At 55.4% G+C, this 18,340-nt stretch carries 19 protein-coding genes; 11 read left to right on the top strand and 8 right to left on the bottom strand.

What is annotated here, in order from left to right:
- Positions 1-293: 293 nt before the first annotated feature.
- Together narQ and narL are read left to right on the top strand one after the other, a co-directional pair.
- Positions 294-1,976, top strand: a complete 1,683-nt coding sequence (gene narQ / locus BMI79_RS14515) for a nitrate/nitrite two-component system sensor histidine kinase NarQ (protein WP_076942848.1) — start codon at positions 294-296, stop codon at positions 1,974-1,976.
- 237 nt (positions 1,977-2,213) lie between these two features.
- Positions 2,214-2,846, top strand: a complete 633-nt coding sequence (narL, locus tag BMI79_RS14510) for a two-component system response regulator NarL (protein ID WP_076942847.1) — start codon at positions 2,214-2,216, stop codon at positions 2,844-2,846.
- A 27-nt stretch (positions 2,847-2,873) separates the two neighbouring features.
- Here narL and BMI79_RS14505 read toward each other — a convergent pair whose 3' ends face one another.
- Positions 2,874-3,152: a winged helix-turn-helix domain-containing protein gene (locus BMI79_RS14505; RefSeq protein WP_076942846.1), complete on the bottom strand. Its 279-nt coding sequence runs from the start codon at positions 3,150-3,152 to the stop codon at positions 2,874-2,876.
- Between the two features lie 287 nt (positions 3,153-3,439).
- Between BMI79_RS14505 and acrD the strand changes: the two genes are divergently transcribed.
- Entirely contained in the window at positions 3,440-6,577 is a 3,138-nt protein-coding gene (acrD, locus tag BMI79_RS14500) for a multidrug efflux RND transporter permease AcrD (protein WP_076942845.1), read from the top strand.
- 120 nt (positions 6,578-6,697) lie between these two features.
- Here acrD and ypfM read toward each other — a convergent pair whose 3' ends face one another.
- Positions 6,698-6,757: a protein YpfM gene (ypfM, locus tag BMI79_RS23595; RefSeq protein ID WP_100396732.1), complete on the bottom strand. Its 60-nt coding sequence runs from the start codon at positions 6,755-6,757 to the stop codon at positions 6,698-6,700.
- Positions 6,758-6,977: 220 nt separating this feature from the next.
- On the opposite strand from ypfM, the gene BMI79_RS14495 reads away from it, so the two are divergent.
- The 7 genes from BMI79_RS14495 (at position 6,978) to BMI79_RS14465 (ending at position 10,765) form a co-directional block, all read left to right on the top strand.
- Entirely contained in the window at positions 6,978-7,457 is a 480-nt protein-coding gene (locus BMI79_RS14495; protein WP_076942844.1) for a tetratricopeptide repeat protein, read from the top strand.
- A gap of 9 nt (positions 7,458-7,466) precedes the next feature.
- Positions 7,467-7,898 carry a GNAT family N-acetyltransferase gene (locus BMI79_RS14490; protein WP_076942843.1) on the top strand — a complete coding sequence of 144 codons (432 nt, stop codon included), beginning with the start codon at positions 7,467-7,469 and terminating at the stop codon, positions 7,896-7,898.
- A gap of 26 nt (positions 7,899-7,924) precedes the next feature.
- Positions 7,925-8,245: an isochorismate lyase gene (locus BMI79_RS14485; RefSeq protein WP_076942842.1), complete on the top strand. Its 321-nt coding sequence runs from the start codon at positions 7,925-7,927 to the stop codon at positions 8,243-8,245.
- Positions 8,246-8,416: 171 nt separating this feature from the next.
- Complete coding sequence (locus BMI79_RS14480; RefSeq protein ID WP_076942841.1) at positions 8,417-8,782, top strand: ArsC family reductase; 366 nt, start codon at positions 8,417-8,419, stop codon at positions 8,780-8,782.
- Positions 8,779-9,906, top strand: coding sequence for a succinyl-diaminopimelate desuccinylase (gene dapE, locus BMI79_RS14475; RefSeq protein ID WP_076942840.1), 1,128 nt, complete (start codon positions 8,779-8,781; stop codon positions 9,904-9,906). Before BMI79_RS14480 ends, dapE begins: the two co-directional genes overlap by 4 nt.
- The gene (locus BMI79_RS14470; protein ID WP_076942839.1) at positions 9,903-10,577 is read left to right on the top strand and encodes a M15 family metallopeptidase; all 675 of its coding nucleotides are present in this window, start codon (positions 9,903-9,905) and stop codon (positions 10,575-10,577) included. Before dapE ends, BMI79_RS14470 begins: the two co-directional genes overlap by 4 nt.
- A gap of 2 nt (positions 10,578-10,579) precedes the next feature.
- Positions 10,580-10,765 carry a YpfN family protein gene (locus tag BMI79_RS14465; RefSeq protein ID WP_076942838.1) on the top strand — a complete coding sequence of 62 codons (186 nt, stop codon included), beginning with the start codon at positions 10,580-10,582 and terminating at the stop codon, positions 10,763-10,765.
- Positions 10,766-10,796: 31 nt separating this feature from the next.
- Here the strand turns inward: BMI79_RS14465 and ypfH are convergent, their stop codons facing one another.
- The 6 genes from ypfH to dapA all read right to left on the bottom strand — a co-directional run bounded on the left by ypfH (position 10,797) and on the right by dapA (position 17,625).
- On the bottom strand, positions 10,797-11,486 hold the full coding sequence (ypfH, locus tag BMI79_RS14460) for an esterase (protein ID WP_076942837.1): 690 nt from the start codon (positions 11,484-11,486) through the stop codon (positions 10,797-10,799).
- A gap of 220 nt (positions 11,487-11,706) precedes the next feature.
- Positions 11,707-13,722 carry a tRNA(Met) cytidine acetyltransferase TmcA gene (locus BMI79_RS14455; protein WP_076942836.1) on the bottom strand — a complete coding sequence of 672 codons (2,016 nt, stop codon included), beginning with the start codon at positions 13,720-13,722 and terminating at the stop codon, positions 11,707-11,709.
- 56 nt (positions 13,723-13,778) lie between these two features.
- Entirely contained in the window at positions 13,779-14,642 is an 864-nt protein-coding gene (gene ypfJ / locus BMI79_RS14450; protein ID WP_076942835.1) for a KPN_02809 family neutral zinc metallopeptidase, read from the bottom strand.
- Between the two features lie 154 nt (positions 14,643-14,796).
- On the bottom strand, positions 14,797-15,510 hold the full coding sequence (gene purC, locus BMI79_RS14445; RefSeq protein ID WP_076942834.1) for a phosphoribosylaminoimidazolesuccinocarboxamide synthase: 714 nt from the start codon (positions 15,508-15,510) through the stop codon (positions 14,797-14,799).
- A 164-nt stretch (positions 15,511-15,674) separates the two neighbouring features.
- Positions 15,675-16,727: an outer membrane protein assembly factor BamC gene (gene bamC / locus BMI79_RS14440; protein ID WP_076942833.1), complete on the bottom strand. Its 1,053-nt coding sequence runs from the start codon at positions 16,725-16,727 to the stop codon at positions 15,675-15,677.
- A gap of 16 nt (positions 16,728-16,743) precedes the next feature.
- Complete coding sequence (gene dapA, locus BMI79_RS14435; RefSeq protein ID WP_076942832.1) at positions 16,744-17,625, bottom strand: 4-hydroxy-tetrahydrodipicolinate synthase; 882 nt, start codon at positions 17,623-17,625, stop codon at positions 16,744-16,746.
- A gap of 127 nt (positions 17,626-17,752) precedes the next feature.
- Here dapA and BMI79_RS14430 point away from each other — a divergent pair, with 127 nt between their 5' ends.
- Positions 17,753-18,340, top strand: coding sequence for a glycine cleavage system transcriptional repressor (locus BMI79_RS14430; protein ID WP_208611210.1), 588 nt, complete (start codon positions 17,753-17,755; stop codon positions 18,338-18,340).

Raw genomic sequence — 18,340 nt, 5'->3', positions numbered from 1 at the left:
TTGTTATTTTTTTGTTTCAAAACCCTAGAGGGCTCATGGACAAAATAGGCTGAACGTCAAAGGCACATAATCACTCTTTAGGGGTAAATCACTAGGTTGATTGCGCCAGATCAATCTCTGGTAAACCTTGGGGAGCTTTTATCGGCAAATTTTTGCACCAGCGATATATATTAAGTTACATAGCGCTAAGCAGGCAGCCTGAAGAAAACCGTGGTGGCTTTGGTTATGGTTATGCTTATGCGGGTAAATAAAATACGATGGGGGAATTCCACCTTCGAGACAAGGAGACTGATGTGTTCGTCAAACGTTCAGTGACAAGCAGCATGGCCAAGGCGCTGGTTGGCATCTTGATACTTTCGGTGCTGTCTACCGGGTTGGCGCTTACGACCCTCGTCGACAGCCTGCGTGATGCCGAAGCCGTGAACATTGCTGGCTCCCTGCGTATGCAGAGCTATCGTTTGGCCTACAAACTGACCAACGGCTCCAACCAGTTAGATGGGCTGCTGGTGCAGTATCAGCACTCACTTTTAGCCCCTGCGTTGCTCAAGCTCGATCGTTTTTACGTCCCAAAGGACGTGCGGGAAAAATACCTGACGCTGCGCCAGTCCTGGCATGCGCTGGAGACGGAGATTCGCGCCGGGCACCCGGAAAGCTATCAGGCTAACGTGGCCAGTTACGTCGATCAAATTGACCATTTTGTGTTGGCATTACAGCGCTATTCCGAGCAGAAACTGAGCATTGTGGCCACAGTCAGCGTTGTGGGATATATCGCCATCATCGCCTTGGTGCTGTTCTGCATCCGTTTTATGCGCCGCCAGGTCGTGACGCCGCTGAAGCGCTTGGTGGATGCCAGCCTGCGCATGCAGCAACGTGATTTCAACCATCCGCCTCTCGACGTGTCGTTACCGAATGAGCTGGGCGTGCTGTCGCAAACCTTTACCGCCATGTCCGGCGATCTGGCCAAGCTGTATAAATCGCTGGAACACAAAGTGCGGGAAAAAACCGAACGCCTGCAGCAGGCCAACCGCACGCTGGAGGTGCTCTACAGTTGTTCACAAGCGCTGAACGCCGGGCAGCTCGACCAGCGGGCATTTGAGAAAGTGCTGCACATCGTACGCCTCAGTGAACAACTGCAATGCATTCGGCTGAATGTGGAGGACAACGTCAATCAATGGCAGATCGGCAACGGTGAACCGCTGGCCGAGCAAGAGTGGCATGCTCTGGCGATTATGCAGGACAACAAACCGCTGGGCAGCCTGAGTTGGCAACAGCAGCAGCAACCGCCCCATCCGCACCTGATGCAAAGCGTGGCGAATATGCTCAGCCGCAGTGTCTATTTTTACCGCGCGCAAAAGCAGCACATGCAGTTCCTGCTGATGGAGGAACGCGCGACCATTGCCCGCGAGTTACATGATTCACTGGCTCAGGCTCTGACCTTCCTGCGCATTCAGCTCACCTTGCTGAAACGCACGCTGGCAAACAGTTCGCCAGCGGCACACGAGATTATTGACGATTTTGACCAGGCGCTGTCCGATGCTTACCGCCAGCTGCGCGAGTTGCTGGCCACTTTCCGCCTGAGTATTCAGGATGCCGATCTGAATGCCGCGCTGAAACAGGTGCTGGAGCCATTAAAACTTCTGACCAGCGCGCGGATTCAGTTACACTGTCGGCTTGCCTCGCAGGCGCTGAATGCGCAGCAACAGGTTCATGCGTTGCAGATCGTGCGTGAAGCGGTGCTCAACGCCATCAAACACGCCGATGCGCAGGAAATTGTGATCCGCTGTGAACTTTCCCCTGAGGGGAATAACCAGATCACCATTTGCGATGATGGCTCCGGTATCGACAGCCTGGACGAACCCGAAGGCCACTACGGCCTGACGATTATGAACGAACGGGCGGTGCGCCTGGGGGGAACGCTACATATCGGGCGTGGCAAAACGGGTGGCACCGAAGTCTGCCTGACCTTTCCACCCTAATGAAGTGGTGATTAATTGTTCACCAACTTTCCCTTTGGCAGGGATATTAGCTAGCCTTATAAACAGCAAGATATCTGCGGTATATACCCACAATAATTCGAGTTGCGCGTAGGCAATGGTGCACAGCCACACCCAAGCAGCTTGACGTGTGGCGGGTACAAACGCCGCTCTATTATTAACGGCCAAGTGCCCTCTCCGGCGCTTGTGTGGTTTTACTCACTACAGGGAGCATGTTTCATGGTGATAAAAAATTACAAAGTCATGATCGTTGACGATCACCCACTGATGCGCCGAGGCATCAAACAGTTGCTGGGGCTCGACCCGACGTTTACCGTGGTGGCGGAAGCCAGCAATGGTAATGAAGCCATTACCCTAGCCGGGCAATTGGCACCAGACCTCATCCTGCTCGATCTCAACATGAAAGGCCTCTCCGGGTTGGATACGCTGAAAGCCTTGCGTGACGAGGATGTGGAGGCCCGGATCATCGTGCTGACGGTTTCCGATGCGCGCAGCGATGTCTATGCCCTGATCGACGCCGGTGCCGACGGTTATCTGCTGAAAGACAGCGAGCCTGAGCAGTTGCTGGAGCATATCCGTGAAGCTGCCGAAGGCAAAAACGTGATCAGCGATGCAATAGCCGACTACCTTGCATCGCGCAGCGAACAGCACGATCCGTTTGCCGATCTGACCGAGCGCGAACTGGATGTGTTACAAGAAGTGGCACGTGGCATGTCAAACAAACAGGTGGCCGCGCAGTTACACATTTCTGAAGAAACGGTGAAAGTGCATATCCGCAACATGCTGCGCAAGCTCAACGTGCGTTCACGCGTGGCAGCCACCGTTTTGTATCTGGAATACAAAAGCCAGTAATGCATCCCCGGCATGCCGGGGGAGCATTTATTCAATCGCGGCAAGCAGCGCCAGATGATGCTGGTTAATCCAACTTTTATTCAGCGGCCCCCAGTTCTCTAGCCGGTAGAAACCGTCGTTATTACGCACGCCCTGCTGAACAAACTGTAATTCCACGCCTAAGCCGGGTAAGGCTTTTAACACATCCTGCAATGTACGACGCGGCCAGCCAGTCAACTCCATCAGGCGCGGAACATTAGGCCGCTCACTGTGACTGATCAGCCAGCAGAGATAAAGGCGACGGGCAAATACGGGGTTAATTTCCATGCCAAACTCCTGCTGCAAACAATTTCTGATGATTTCTAACCGGTTACGAGACGCATTGTTATCACTGTTATTTACACTATCTCCATTTTTTCTCCACGCTTTCCCTGCGTATCGCGAGTAAAGTGCAATAGCGTCTGGAGCCTGCCAGACCGTTATATCCCCTTTATACTTCAGGTTGCTTGGGTGCTGGTTGCACACCGTCGTCGACAAGCAACTCGAATTATTCTGGGTATAAGCATAACTAACGCTGTCAAAAATATAACAAGTCATAATGAGGTTCGTGCTGCATGGCTAATTTTTTTATCGATCGCCCGATTTTTGCCTGGGTGCTGGCAATCATCCTTTGCCTGACTGGGACATTGGCGATTTTTTCTTTGCCTGTTGAACAATACCCGAATCTCGCACCACCGAATGTGCGTATTAGTGCCACCTATCCTGGGGCTTCAGCGCAAACACTGGAAAACACCGTTACCCAGATTATCGAACAGAACATGACCGGCCTCGACAACATGATGTATATGTCGTCGCAAAGCACCAATACCGGCCAGGCCAGCGTAACGCTAACGTTCAAGGCCGGTACCGATCCCAACCAGGCCATGCAGCAGGTGCAAAACCAACTGCAAGGAGCGCTAAAGCGCTTGCCGCAAGCGGTACAGCAGCAAGGGGTATCGGTATCCAAATCCGGGGACACCACGCTGATGATGGTGGCCTTTGTCTCCACCGATGGCAGCATGGACAAACAGGATATTGCCGATTACATCGTCTCCAACCTGCAGGATCCACTGAGCCGGATCGACGGCGTTGGCAGCATGGACGTTTACGGCTCGCAGTACGCGATGCGCATCTGGCTGGATCCGAACAAGCTCACCAGCTATCAGATGACCACTCAGGACGTCGTAAGCGCAATCAGTGCGCAGAACGCCCAAGTCGCAGTGGGCCAGTTAGGGGGAACACCCTCTGTGGACAAACAGGCGCTGAACGCCACCATCAACGCCCAATCCCAGTTGCAGACGCCGGAACAGTTCCGCGAGATCACTTTGCGCGTCAACCAGGATGGTTCACTGGTCACGCTAGGCGATGTGGCCACCGTGGAGCTCGGCGGGGAGAACTACAACTTCCTCAGCCGCTATAACGGCCAGCAGGCCGCCGGGATGAATATCAAGTTAGCCTCCGGCGCTAACGAGCTGCAAACCGATCGGTTAGTCAAAGACAAAATTGCCGAACTGGCGCAATATTTCCCGCCAGGGCTGGAGGCGAAGGTTGCCTACGAAACCACCCCGTTCGTTAAAGCCTCGATTAAAGACGTGGTGAAAACCCTGCTGGAAGCCATCGTGCTGGTATTCCTGGTGATGTATCTGTTCCTGCAGAACTTCCGCGCGACGCTGATCCCGACCATCGCCGTTCCGGTGGTGCTGATGGGCACCTTTACCATCCTTTCCGCCTTTGGTTACAGCATTAACACGTTAACGATGTTCGCCATGGTATTGGCGATCGGCCTGCTGGTGGACGATGCCATCGTGGTCGTGGAGAACGTTGAGCGCGTGATGAGTGAGGAAGGATTGCCCCCGCGCGAAGCAACGCGCAAATCCATGGGGCAGATCCAGGGCGCGTTGGTGGGGATCGCCATGGTGCTGTCGGCGGTATTTATTCCGATGGCGTTCTTCGGCGGCACAACCGGTGCCATCTATCGCCAGTTTTCGATCACCATCGTTTCTGCCATGGTGCTGTCGGTGCTGGTGGCGATGATCCTGACCCCAGCGCTGTGCGCCACCCTGCTGAAACCGCTAGCCAAAGGCCATCATCACGGCAAGCGCGGCTTCTTCGGCTGGTTCAACCGCATGTTCAACCGCAGCAGCGAACGCTATGAGCGCGGTGTAGCGCGCGTGCTGCACCACAGCATCCGTTATCTGATGATTTATCTGCTGTTACTCGGCGGTATGGCTCTGCTGTTCCTGAAATTGCCCACTTCGTTCCTGCCGCAGGAAGACCGTGGCGTGTTTACCGTGCAGGTGCAGCTACCGACAGGCTCCACGCTGCAGCAAACCACCAAAGTAGTGGAAAAAGTGGAGCACTATTTTCAGAGCAAAGAAAAAGATAACGTGCTGTCGGTATTCTCCACCATTGGTTCTGGGCCAGGGGGAAACGGGCAGAACGTGGCGCGCATGTTTATCCGCCTGAAGGATTGGGAACAGCGTACGTCCGGCGCCAATAGCTCATTCGATATCATCGATCGCGCCACCAAGGCCTTCGCTAAGATTAATGAAGCCAGGGTGATCGCCAGTAGCCCGCCGGCGATCACCGGCTTGGGTAACGCCGCAGGCTTTGATATGCAGTTGGAAGACCATTCGGGCCAAGGCCACGAAAAACTGATGGCAGCACGCAACCAGTTGCTGCAACTGGCCGGGCAAAACCCGCTGTTATCGCGCGTGCGCCATAACGGCCTGGACGACAGCCCGCAGTTGCAGATCGATATCGATCAACGCAAGGCTCAGGCGCTCGGCCTTGCCATTAGCGACATCAATAGCACGCTCTCTACTGCCTGGGGCTCAACTTACGTGAACGATTTTGTCGATCGTGGCCGAGTGAAGAAAGTGTATGTGCAGGCAGCGGCACCGTTCCGCATGCTGCCGGAAGACATTAACAAATGGTATGTGCGCAACAAAAGCGGTGGCATGGTGCCGTTCTCCGCCTTTGCCACGTCGCATTGGAATTATGGCTCACCGCGCCTGGAGCGCTATAACGGCAGTTCAACGGTCGAGATTGTCGGTGAAGCCGCTTCGGGCGTCAGCACCGGCACCGCGATGAAAGAAATGGAAAAACTCGTTAGCCAGTTACCCGTCGGTTTTGGCCTGGAATGGACCGCCATGTCTTATCAGGAGCGGCTGTCGGGCTCGCAGGCCCCGGCGCTGTATGCCATCTCGCTGCTGGTGGTGTTCCTGTGCCTGGCAGCCCTGTATGAAAGTTGGTCGATTCCGTTCTCGGTCATGCTGGTGGTGCCGCTTGGGGTGATCGGTGCCGTGGCGGCAACCTGGCTGCGCGGGCTGGAGAACGATGTTTACTTCCAGGTAGGGTTGTTGACGATTATCGGGTTGTCCGCCAAGAACGCCATTCTGATCGTCGAATTCGCCAATGAGCTCAACCAAAAAGGGCAAGATCTGATGGCTTCCACGCTGGAAGCCTCACGCATACGCTTACGCCCGATTCTGATGACCTCGCTGGCCTTTATCTTCGGCGTTTTGCCGATGACAATCAGTACAGGTGCCGGTTCAGGCAGCCAACACGCTGTCGGTACCGGCGTGATGGGCGGTATGATCTCCGCTACGGTGTTGGCTATCTTCTTCGTGCCGCTGTTCTTTGTTCTGGTGCGTCGCCGCTTCCCTGGCAAACGTGCGGTGCAACCATCAACAGAGACAGCCGATAAATAATCGGCGTAAAAAAAGCAGCATCAGAAAACCGATGCTGCTTTACTACTCTCTCTATTTTGTACCCAAGGTGTTTTAAGTAAAAAACCAATCAACTGCCTTGTTGTAAGCTTCAAGCCGGTGTTAGTTGCCTAACATCTCGTCAATGAAGTCTTTCCAGTTTCCTAACTCACGATCAACCATAATAACTTTACAGCCTCCATTAAACATCGCTTCAAATTCTACGCCCGTTTTTTGACCAAGTGAAGCCTTTTGGGAACGGTGCCAATCGCGAAAAACCGGGTAGAGTGCACATTTTCAGATTAATCATCAACCTGGTTAAATTTTATATTCCCTTGTGCGATCAATTCTTCCGTAGTAGCGTGCCGGAAGGCTAAAAAACCTCATAGCAAAGGCTACGCTTATGCCCCCAACGTTCACGATCGAACAACTGAAAAAGCAGGGCCGCTACCAGGAAGCCTGCGAACGGGTGCTGCAGATGCTGCAACAGGCCCCCCAGGATGCCATGCTGCATTACCAGTTAGCCTGCCTTTACGATGTGCAGGGTTTTGAACAACAGGCGATTCCCTGCTATCTCACCGCGTTACAATACGCCTTGCCCGCACAACAGCGCCAGGAAGCCTGGCTTGGGCTGGGCAGCACCTACCGCGCTTTGGGGGATTATCAGAAGTCGCTGGCCGCTTTCGACAGTGGGTTAAGCGAATTTCCGCAGGCCAAAGAAATCACCCTGTTCCGCGCCATGACGCTCTATAACCTGGGTGAAACCAAGCAGGCCGTCGCCGATCTGTTACTGCTGCTGGCTGAAACCTCTTCCCACAACGCTATCAGCCACTATCAACGCGCAATTCGTCAATATGCGGCGGATCTGGATCGCATCAGTTAGGAGCAAACCATGGAGATCGTTGTTGACCGCCACCATTGCGGCATTGACTGGCAGCAGGTGGCAGCATTGCTGGAGGCCGCCGGATTGGGCAAGCGCGATCCGTTAGTGATGCAGAGGGTCTATCAAAATAGTCAGTTCTGTTACTTCGGGTGGGTTAATGGTGAACTGATGGCGACCGCTCATGCTATCAGTGATATGACTTCAGTGGCTTATCTGGCGGATGTGGCGATCCACCCGCATTTTCAGGGGCATGGCTATGGCCAGCGGTTGATGGCGCGCGTGATGCAGGATCTGGCTCCGCTCGGTAAAGTGTTTATCTACTCGGTGCCGGACAAGCTGACATTTTACAAAAAATATGGCTTTCACGATCTGACCACCGGTATGGTTTACGCTGAAGGACCGGTGCTTGAACGTTTACAGAACGGCGGGTATGTGCGCTGAAAGGGACATGACTGAGAGAACCACAGATGAATACAATCAATAAATTACCGCCACAGGCCTGCACCAGCATCGATGAGATACGTGCTGAAATTGATATGATGGATGAGCAAATCATTAAACTGCTTGCCCAGCGTTTTGCATATGTCAAAGCCGCGGCAAAATTCAAAACCAGCCCCGACGCCGTGCGAGCCAAAGCCCGCTTTGACGCCATGATCCAAACCAGAAGGCAATGGGCCCGTGAAAGCGGCCTGAGCCCGGACATGATTGAAAATCTCTATACGCAACTGGTGAATTACTTTATCAGCGAGGAACTGAAACACTGGTCAGAAGAGCAAGAGAACCGCTAAGCTGTTGCATTCGCAAAAGATGAAAACTTTCATCCTCCCCCATTATTGCCCCCATTCGCGGTGGAACTCCCCAGCGTTTTTCGGCATGCTGGGCGCGGGTTTCTATTTTCCGCCACGAGCGGTTTATCATCGGTGATTACCGGTGTTTTGTTGCAGAGAAGGCTTTTCCTCATGACGTTAACCATGTACGGCATCAAAAATTGTGACACCATCAAAAAAGCGCGCCGCTGGCTGGAAGAACAGGGCGTGGCTTACCAATTCCACGACTATCGCGCAGACGGGCTGAATGAACAGCAACTGCAGGATTTTGTCGAACGCCTTGGCTGGCAGCCGCTGCTGAACACCCGCGGCACCACCTGGCGCAAGCTGGACGAAGCACAGCGTAACGCCTGCGACAATGCCGACGCGGCCATCGCCCTGATGCTGGAACAACCCGCCATTATCAAGCGCCCGCTGTTGGATGACGGCAACGGCCATGCTCTGCTGGGTTTCAGTATTGACAGTTATCAGCAATTTCTTACCGAGGTTAAATCATGATCTGCCCTGTTATTGAACTGGCGCAACAGTTAATCAAGCGCCCTTCCCTCAGCCCGCACGACGAAGGCTGCCAGGAGATCATGATTGCCCGCCTGAAGGCGGCCGGTTTCACCATTGAGCCAATGAACTTTGGTGATACACAGAATTTCTGGGCCTGGCGCGGCCAGGGCACAACGCTGGCATTTGCTGGCCATACCGATGTGGTGCCCACCGGTGATGAGAAAAATTGGACGATCCCGCCCTTTGAACCGACGATCCGCGATGGCATGCTCTATGGGCGCGGCGCGGCGGATATGAAAGGCTCATTGGCGGCAATGGTAGTGGCCGCAGAACGCTTTGTGGCTGCGCACCCCAATCATCAGGGCCGCCTGGCGTTCCTGATCACCTCAGACGAAGAAGCCAGCGCCACGCATGGCACCGTGAAAGTGGTAGAAGCTCTGAAGGCCCGCAACGAGCGCCTGGATTATTGCCTGGTGGGTGAGCCTTCCAGCACCGAACGCGTGGGTGACGTGGTGAAAAACGGCCGCCGCGGGTCGATCACCGCCAACCTGCATATCCACGGTATTCAGGGGCATGTCGCCTATCCACACTTGGCGGATAACCCGGTTCACCGCGCGATGCCGGCGCTGAACGAACTGGTGGCGATCGAATGGGATCAAGGTAACGAATTTTTCCCGCCGACCAGCATGCAGATTGCCAACGTGCAGGCAGGCACCGGCAGCAACAACGTGATCCCCGGCGATCTGTTCGTGCAGTTCAACTTCCGCTTCAGCACCGAACTCACCGACGCGATGATTAAGCAGCGCGTGCAGGAACTGCTGGATCGCCATCAGTTGAATTACACCCTCGACTGGTGGCTGTCTGGGCAGCCATTCCTCACCGCGCGCGGCGCGCTGGTGGATGCGGTGGTCAATGCCGTGCAGCACTACGCTGAAATAACGCCACAGTTGCTGACCACCGGTGGCACCTCTGATGGCCGCTTTATCGCCCAGATGGGGGCTCAGGTGGTTGAACTTGGCCCGGTGAATGCCACCATCCACAAAGTTAACGAATGCGTCCATGCCGCCGATTTGCAGTTATTGAGCCGCATGTACCAACGTATCATGGAGCAACTGGTCGCATGATCACGCCAGAAATGCTGACCGGGCGCTCAACCGAACACTTGGCCGTGCTGAGCGGCAACCACCGCCTGCAGCCTGCGGCGGTTGAGGCTTTCCGCGCCATGCAGCAGGCCGCCAACGCGGCGGGGTTTGATCTGCAACCGGCCAGCACCTTCCGTGATTTCGACCGGCAATTGGCGATCTGGAACGGTAAGTTTTGCGGCGATCGCCCAGTCTTGGATCAAGACAGCCAGCCGATAGATATCATGCCGCTGTCCACCGCCGAGCGCTGTGAAGCCATACTGCGCTGGTCTGCATTACCCGGTGCCAGCCGTCATCACTGGGGCAGCGATCTGGATATTTACGATCCGTCGCTGTTGCCAGCCGGGGAAAAACTGCGGTTGGAGCCTTGGGAATACCAGGAAGGCGGCTATTTCTATCCGCTGAATCAGTGGCTGACTGCGCATATGGTCGATTTCGGCTTTTACCGGCCGTTTACCGAAGATCAAGGCGGTGTCGCAATAGAACCCTGGCATCTCAGCTACCGTCCGTTGGCGCAGGAGGCCGAACGGCTATTGACCCCGGCACTGCTGCTGGCGGCCTGGCAGGATAAAGAGGTAGCCGGTGCGCAGTGGCTGGCCGGTCATTTGCCTGCCCTATTCACGCGTTTTATACACATTCAACGGAAGGCATAAGCATGCATTGGTTAGCGGACTACTGGTGGGTAATATTGGTGATACTGGTAGGCATAGTGCTTAACGGAATCAAAGAATTACGCCGCCTGGATCATAAGAAATTTATGGCTAACAAACCCGAGTTGCCACCGCATCGCGATAACAACGCCAAATGGGACGATGAAGAGGATTGGCCGAAGAAGAAATAATATCAGGGCGTTCTATTTGGCGCCCTGAAGTTTATTTAAACGCGATCAAATCCCCGCGTTTACCAAACATTGCCTCTTCCCAATAGCGCTGTGGGACATAGTAATGCAAACGTTCCAGCGCCAGGTTCATCATGCCTTGATTGATGGCATGCCCGACGCCCTGTTCCACGTCCAACGTAAAATCACAGCCAACGGCCTGCAACCGTGCCGCCGCCGCACGCGCATGTTCCACCGCAATAACGGCATCGTCCTCACCGTGGATCAGGTGCACTACGCTTTCGCCAAAGCCGGTCTCCGGCAAGTGAGCAAAACGGCCGCTGAAGGCCACCACGCGCCCCGCCAGCTTAGGTTCTGCTTTCAACCCTTCTAGCGCCATGATGGAACCTTGCGAGAAACCGACCAACGCCGTTCCCGCATAGCCCACACCGCTTTGCTGCTGCCAGTAGCGCACGGTTTCGACAAACGTTGGCATCACTTCCGCAATGCGCTCAGCACGGTTAGCTTCCGTCACCCCTTGCACCGAGAACCACTGGCGGCCATTACCCCGGCCGAAAGCGAACGGCCCGCCGATGCTTACCACCAGCGCCTGCGGGAAGTCTTTGGCGAAGTAGCTGCCAATCTCACCCATCGCTACCGGGTTATCGCCCACGCCATGAAACAGCAGGATCAACTGCTCGGCCGGTGTCGCCGGGCTTTGCACAACAAAATGTTCATGTTTCATGGGGACTCCTCAGGTTAAATAGCAAGCCGAACTGCGATAACTATATACACGTCATACTTCAAGTTGCATGGGTGTTGGCTGCGTCCGTTCGCACCAGTCACATAGTTATCTATGCTCCTGGCGACTCTCGAACTTGCCGCCTACACGCAACTCGAATTATTTAGTGTATACACCGCTGGGATGTCGTGAAAATCGGGTTTTATTGAACAACTCTTTCCATTTATTGCAATGACCGCGACCAGCGCTGCCAATGGTGGCAACGTTGGCTATCCCAGTGCTCAAGCGCCTGCGCTACCTCTTGTCGCCATTGGCGTAACAGCGCTTTCTGGCCACTCAAACCGTATTCAGCCGCACATTGCACCATGCTCTGCTGCTGTTGCAAATGGCTGCGCAAGGCGGCCATGGGCCAGGCGGTGGTCAACAACAGGCGTTGCAGTGCCCCAAGGCTGGCTTCCAGCGGGCGGTGGGCAAAGGCAAAGCCAGCCAACTCACGCCAATCTTCTTCGTTCAACAGCGGATCGCTATCATCGGCAACCAACGCTGGCGGCAGATCGATACGCTGTTGTAACCAACGCCAGTCGCGGGCCAAACGCTTATGCGCCGCATGGCACAACGCCTCCCCCTGCTCACTCAGAGGCAACAGCGCCATGGCGCTATAACAACCGCTGCTGGCTTCCGGTTTACTGCCAACACGCACCAGGGTAAAACCGCAGGATTGCCAGAAACGCCACAGCGGCTCGGTATAACCAAAACTGACGGAAAGAAAATCCAGCCCCTGTGAGCGCTGTTTTTGCTGTTCGATGAGCCGCTTGGCGATCCCCTGCTGGCGCAGCTCCGCCAGCACCGCAATGCGGGAAATGCGACGCGAACGCAGCGTTGGCGCCCACCACTGGCCGCCGTGTGCCGCCAAAGATTGCGCCACCAGGTTGCCACGCGGCCTTCTGCGGCCCGCCCAGACCTCATGCGCCAGTGCAGCGCTCAGGCCCCCTTCATCCACCAGCCACAGCGCCCCCACAATCTCATCCGCCAGCGACGCGGCGCTGAAGTGCATACCCGGTGCATCCATCAGGCGGCGCAGATCCAGTGGGGAAGTGCGGTAGTGAGCGCTGCAAAGCAATGCGTAGAAACGCCTCAGTTGAAGCGGATCGGCACACAGCGCAGCTTGTTCAAGCGGGTTGATACTCAGATCTTGCCGGGCCACTGCCCACGCCGGTTCCTCGTTAAACAACAGGGCGTTATCGATGATGCGCTCCAGGGCATCACCCTCTGCCCAGCGGATGGGTTGCTGCAAACTCAACGGCTGCCACTGTGGTAATGCGGCACAGAATTTAAGCAAAAATCCGCGCCCTGTGCCTTCGTAGCCCTGCACCGTGGTGGTCAGTAATACGCGCGGGAAGTGGCTAATCAGCTGTTGTAACAACGGGCCGGGAATTGCCGCCGCCTCATCCACCAGTAGCCAGCCAGCGTCACCAATGCCGTGCTCCGTACAATATTGCAGCAGTGCGTCCGGTGCCCAGAACTGCGCTTTGCCACCCGCCCACTCGCTGGCGACCTCGGTTGCCGCTCGGCTTGGCCCGGTGATCCAGCAGGTCAGCGGGCTGGCAGCCACCAGCATCCCAGCCAAGGTGGATTTGCCGCGGCCACGCGCCGCGGTCAGCACCCAGACGCCGCTTTCTGCCACCAGCAAACGCGCCAGAATGGCTTGCTGCTCGGCGCTAGGTAACCCCTGCGGCGGTTGCCAATCCACACGCTCCGGCAATGGGGCCAAACACAAAGGTTCGCCTTGCCGCCACAGCGTCACCTCACTGTCTGCCGCAAGCTGTTGCTGCAAATGAGCGATGAAATGGGGGGTGGCGATCGGCTGCGGGCAGTCGCTCCAGCGCAGGCTGTCGCTATCCGGCTGTTGTTCCCACAGCGGCCAGGCGGGAACCAGCAGCAGCAACCAGCTACCGGCACGCAGCGTGCCGCAGAGCTGGGCCAAGGCTTCTACGTCCAACCCCTGTGTGGCATCAAAAACGGCGTGCAGGCGCTCCTGCCCGAGCAGCGTTCTCACCGCACTGCTGCTTAGAGACCGGGCATCATCGGCAGGAGCCGCATTGCCGATCCACGGCCAATCCCCCGGCAGTTGTGCAGCCAGTTGCTGAGCCTGAGTACGGCACCATTGCGGTTCACCGCTAAGAACCAGCAAACGGCGGATACCTTGCCGCTGCATGAGTTGTTGCATTGCCTGTAACATCAGAAGCCACGCTTGCAGGAAAAGCGCCGATGTGGAAACACCGGCACAGAATTGAATCAACGGGAAGCGAAGGTATTACACTTATTAGGATCGCCGCTGTCGAACCCTTGCTTGAACCAGGTATAACGCTGCTGCGAAGTGCCGTGCGTAAAGCTGTCTGGCACCACCCGCCCCTGGCTCTGCTGCTGCAGGCGATCGTCACCAATCGCCTGTGCCGCGTTCAGCGCCTGCTGCAAATCACCGGCTTCCAGCATGTTCTGCCGTTGCGCATAGTGCCCCCAGACGCCAGCAAAGCAGTCTGCCTGCAATTCCATTTTCACCGAAAGGCGGTTGACGTCTACCTGGCTAGCGCCCTGCTGCATCTGGCGAACTTTCCGCTCGATCCCCAGCAGGTTCTGCACATGGTGCCCAATCTCATGGGCCACGACATAAGCCTGTGCAAAATCACCGCCAGCGCCCAGCTTGGTCTTCATATCCTGATAAAAGGATAAATCGATATATACGGTGCTATCCGCCGGGCAGTAGAACGGCCCCATCACCGCTTGGCCAGTTCCGCAGCCGGTACGCGTGGCACCGCGATACATCACCAGTTTCGGATCCTGATAGCGTTTGCCGGTCTGCTGGAAGATTTCCTGCCAGGTGTCCTCGGTGGAAGCCAGCACCACCGAGGTGAACTTGGCCAACTCATCGTCTTTCGGGCTGATTCTGGCGCTTTGCTGCTGCGTTTGCGGCGCTATCTCGCCGCCATTGAGCAACGGCGTCAGATCCACACCGTAGTAACCGGCAACCAGCACCACCACCAGAATGATCAGGCCGCCCTTGCCGCCAATCGGCGGGCGAAAACCGCCGCCGCCCAGGCCGGAAGATTGCCCACGACGATCTTCAACATTGTCACTTTCCCGACGCCCTTGCCAACGCATAGTTAAACTCCAGAATAAATAGTGAATCCCCGTGGGTATAGAGATGATTATAAAGGGTTAGCGGCATGGGGAATGCAGTAATTTTCTGGAAAGCAAAATAGAACGGGGCATTCCGCAGAAATGCCCCGTGTTGAACAATATGGCGGGAATGTGCTTAGTCGAGCTTCACACCGATGCGGTGGGCAACTTCTTCATAGGCTTCGATCAGGCCACCCAGGCTCTGACGGAAACGATCTTTGTCCATTTTATCCAGGGTATTCTTGTCCCACAGGCGGCTACCGTCTGGCGAGAATTCATCCCCCAGCACCACTTCCCCCTTAAACAGCCCGAACTCCAGCTTGAAGTCCACCAGGATCAAACCGGCGTCATCAAACAGTTTGCTCAGCACCTCATTGGCCTTATAGCTCAGCTCGCGCATGCGTGCCAGATGCGCTTTGCTCACCCAACCGAAGGTTTCGCAGTAGGATTCGTTGACCATCGGATCGTGCATTGCATCGTTCTTCAGGAACAGATCAAACAGCGGTGGATTCAGCGGCAAACCTTCTTCAATCCCTAAGCGTTTCACCAAAGATCCGGCGGCGCGGTTGCGGATCACACATTCAACCGGCACCATATCCAGCTTCTTCACCAGCACTTCGGTGTCTGACAGCAGGCGTTCCATCTGCGTTGGGATACCGGCTTCTTCCAGTTTGCTCATGATGAAATGGTTGAATTTGTTGTTCACCATCCCTTTGCGATCGAACTGCTCAATGCGCTGACCATCCAGTGCTGACGTATCGTTACGGAATTCCAACACCAGCAGATCTGGATTTTCGGTGGTGTAGACGGTTTTCGCCTTTCCGCGATACAACTCAGCTAGCTTTTGCATCTTACTTACTCCAATGAGGTTATACCTTCCGGCTGCCGACAACCTACCGGGTATAGAATTGACCTAATAAATTCGTTGATTTGCTGGTAACTATTGTGCCAAACCCCGGACGCAAACGATACCGTTTCTGCAAAAACAAAAAGGGGCCGTAGCCCCTTTCGTGATTATTTAACGCTGGTTTGGCTGAAAGCGGCCTGGAACGCGGCCACCAGGGCATCATTCTGCGCCTGAGACAACGGTTTCCCTTTGGAATCGATAAATTGCAGGCTGGTACGGTTGTTCAAATCACCGACCTGCAGTTTGTAATCCCCTGAATTCAGCTCAGGATCTTTCACCCCTAACGCACTCCAATCGCTGCTGCTCAAGGATTTGTAGGTCACGGCAACGGTGCCCTGCGGACGGCTGCGGTCGCCCACTTTCATCCCCAGTTTTGCCAAGGCCGCAGGTAAGCGATCCCACACGGTGGCGTACGGCGCACGTACGATCAGCACCGGTAACCCCACATCGTCCGCGCCACTCTGCACGTCCAGCGCGCCGGTACGGCTGGCCGCACGGTTGCTCGTCAGGTTATCCTGCTTATCCAGGCCTTCGGCGATGGTGTTCATCATCATGCTGTTATAGCGCTGAATCTCGGAAGGATCGGTCACCTCATCGGTTTTACCCTGTTGGCGCAACCCTAGCGTTTTCACCACCAGCGCCTGCTGGTAACCCTGCTTCTGCAGGCTGACCTGGTAACGGCCTTCGTACTGGTTGTCTTCATCCAGACGGTTCCACTTCACCCAGTCGGTGGTCAGAGTCTGGCTGGCTTCCTCCTGAGAAGCGATTGGCATGTTTTTCGCCTGCAGCAGGCTGACGATGCGTGGCCACAGGTTCTGGTTCTGTGGGCTGTTTTCCAGCAGCAATGTGCCGCTGTTCCCGCTGTTCTGGCTACGGGAGCCGCTCAGCAGGGCCAATGGCTGTGACGGAGGCCGGATATCCAGTTGCTTGCCGACAGGGCCTTTTTGCGTACTGGCCGCAACATCAAAATTACCGGCTGACGCTGGCAGAGTGATACCCGCAGGCGCGCTCAGCGGCTTGAGTGGTGCAGCGTCGAGATAGGACTCATCGCCGCTCACCTGGCGTTTGTAACGTTGATCGGAAGAACATGCCGACAGCGCCATGACCAGCGCTAACCCCACGACTGTTGCTACCGTCGACTTTTGCAATGAATAAGCCATCAAATCTCCCTAAGAGTTACAGCAAACCGGCGCTTTTCAACGCACGCTCCACCACAGGGCGGGCAGCGTCGGTTAACGGCGTCATAGGCAGACGCATCGTATCGGTTGCCATCAATCCCAATGCCCTACAGGCCCATTTCACCGGAATTGGGTTGGGTTCTACAAATAAATCCTGATGCAACGGCATCAAGCGCTGATTCAAGCGGCGAGCTTCGGCAAAGTTGCCTTGGGCCGCAAGACGGCAAAGTTCTACCATTTCACGCGCAGCCACGTTGGCCGTTACGGAAATCACCCCTTTGCCACCCAGTTGCATGAAATCCAGGCCGCTGGCGTCATCGCCGCTCAGCAGAGTGAAGTTTTCATCATCAACCAGCACTTGGATCTGACTTACACGACTTAAGTTCCCTGTTGCCTCTTTAACGGCAACAATATTCTTAATTTTGGCTAAACGCGCGATCGTCGGCGGCAGCATGTCACAACCGGTGCGTGAAGGCACGTTATACAGGATCTGTGGCAGGTCGGTGCTTTCGGCAATCGCTTTAAAGTGCTGATACAGCCCTTCCTGCGTTGGCCGGTTATAGTAAGGCGTGACCGACAGACAGCCAACGACACCGGTATTGCTGAAATGCCGCGTGAGCGAGATCGCTTCGCTGGTTGAGTTCGCGCCGGTTCCGGCAATCACCGGAATGCGGCCTGCGGCCAGCTCCAGCGTCTGCAGCACCACGTCAACGTGCTCATCGTGAGCCAACGTGGCGGACTCACCGGTGGTCCCAACGGAAACAATCGCCGCAGTCCCACTGGCTACATGATAATCAATCAGTTTTTTTAGGCTCGCACGATCAACAGCGCCTTTGGCGTCCATCGGCGTTACCAGTGCAACAATACTTCCCGTAAACATTGGCCATCCCCTCCACAAACAAGTGACTCATGGTACTTTTGACACCTATCCAAAAGCAAGCAAACAACGTGTTGTAAGCGCTTGGCAGGCGGTTTTTTTTATGTTTACCATGGTAAACCCATTGAGCATGACAGGAAGCTCCATTTTGCCTAAGCCAGATGAACACTATCTCGTGATTACCGCACTGGGCGCCGATCGCCCCGGGATCGTCAACACCATCACCCGCCACGTCAGCAGTTGCGGGTGCAATATCGAAGATAGCCGTCTGGCCATATTGGGTGAAGAATTTACCTTCATCATGTTGCTTTCCGGCAGTTGGAACGCGATTACCCTGATCGAATCTACTTTGCCGCAAAAAGGTGCGGAGCTGGATTTGCTGATTGTGATGAAACGCACAAACTCGCACGAAAGGCCCCCGATGCCGGCCGCGGTGTGGGTGCAGGTGGAGGTGAAGGACTCCCCGCACATCATTGAACGTTTTACCGCTCTGTTTGACGCCAGCCAGATGAACATCGCCGAGCTGGTGTCACGTACTCAACCCGCAGAGGGCGATCTGCCGCCCCAGCTATATATCCAGATCACTGCCCACAGCCCCGGCAGCCAGGATGCCTCAAATATCGAACAAGCCTTTCATCGCCTATGTACAGAATTGAATGCGCAAGGCAGTATTAGCGTTGTGAACTATCCACAGCATGATGAGAAAGATGGAGAGTAG

It is taken from the genome of Serratia oryzae, from assembly GCF_001976145.1.
GTDB lineage: Bacteria > Pseudomonadota > Gammaproteobacteria > Enterobacterales > Enterobacteriaceae > Chania > Chania oryzae.
This window is presented reverse-complemented; position numbering and strand designations above follow the sequence as displayed.

Coding starts and splice junctions, on each gene's coding strand:
- narL (WP_076942847.1), top strand. CDS start 2,214: ATGGTGATAAAAAATTACAAAGTCATGATCGTTGACGATCACCCACTG.
- BMI79_RS14505 (WP_076942846.1), bottom strand. CDS start 3,152: ATGGAAATTAACCCCGTATTTGCCCGTCGCCTTTATCTCTGCTGGCTG.
- acrD (WP_076942845.1), top strand. CDS start 3,440: ATGGCTAATTTTTTTATCGATCGCCCGATTTTTGCCTGGGTGCTGGCA.
- BMI79_RS14495 (WP_076942844.1), top strand. CDS start 6,978: ATGCCCCCAACGTTCACGATCGAACAACTGAAAAAGCAGGGCCGCTAC.
- BMI79_RS14490 (WP_076942843.1), top strand. CDS start 7,467: ATGGAGATCGTTGTTGACCGCCACCATTGCGGCATTGACTGGCAGCAG.
- BMI79_RS14485 (WP_076942842.1), top strand. CDS start 7,925: ATGAATACAATCAATAAATTACCGCCACAGGCCTGCACCAGCATCGAT.
- BMI79_RS14480 (WP_076942841.1), top strand. CDS start 8,417: ATGACGTTAACCATGTACGGCATCAAAAATTGTGACACCATCAAAAAA.
- dapE (WP_076942840.1), top strand. CDS start 8,779: ATGATCTGCCCTGTTATTGAACTGGCGCAACAGTTAATCAAGCGCCCT.
- BMI79_RS14470 (WP_076942839.1), top strand. CDS start 9,903: ATGATCACGCCAGAAATGCTGACCGGGCGCTCAACCGAACACTTGGCC.
- BMI79_RS14465 (WP_076942838.1), top strand. CDS start 10,580: ATGCATTGGTTAGCGGACTACTGGTGGGTAATATTGGTGATACTGGTA.
- ypfH (WP_076942837.1), bottom strand. CDS start 11,486: ATGAAACATGAACATTTTGTTGTGCAAAGCCCGGCGACACCGGCCGAG.
- BMI79_RS14455 (WP_076942836.1), bottom strand. CDS start 13,722: ATGTTACAGGCAATGCAACAACTCATGCAGCGGCAAGGTATCCGCCGT.
- ypfJ (WP_076942835.1), bottom strand. CDS start 14,642: ATGCGTTGGCAAGGGCGTCGGGAAAGTGACAATGTTGAAGATCGTCGT.
- purC (WP_076942834.1), bottom strand. CDS start 15,510: ATGCAAAAGCTAGCTGAGTTGTATCGCGGAAAGGCGAAAACCGTCTAC.
- bamC (WP_076942833.1), bottom strand. CDS start 16,727: ATGGCTTATTCATTGCAAAAGTCGACGGTAGCAACAGTCGTGGGGTTA.
- dapA (WP_076942832.1), bottom strand. CDS start 17,625: ATGTTTACGGGAAGTATTGTTGCACTGGTAACGCCGATGGACGCCAAA.
- BMI79_RS14430 (WP_208611210.1), top strand. CDS start 17,753: ATGACAGGAAGCTCCATTTTGCCTAAGCCAGATGAACACTATCTCGTG.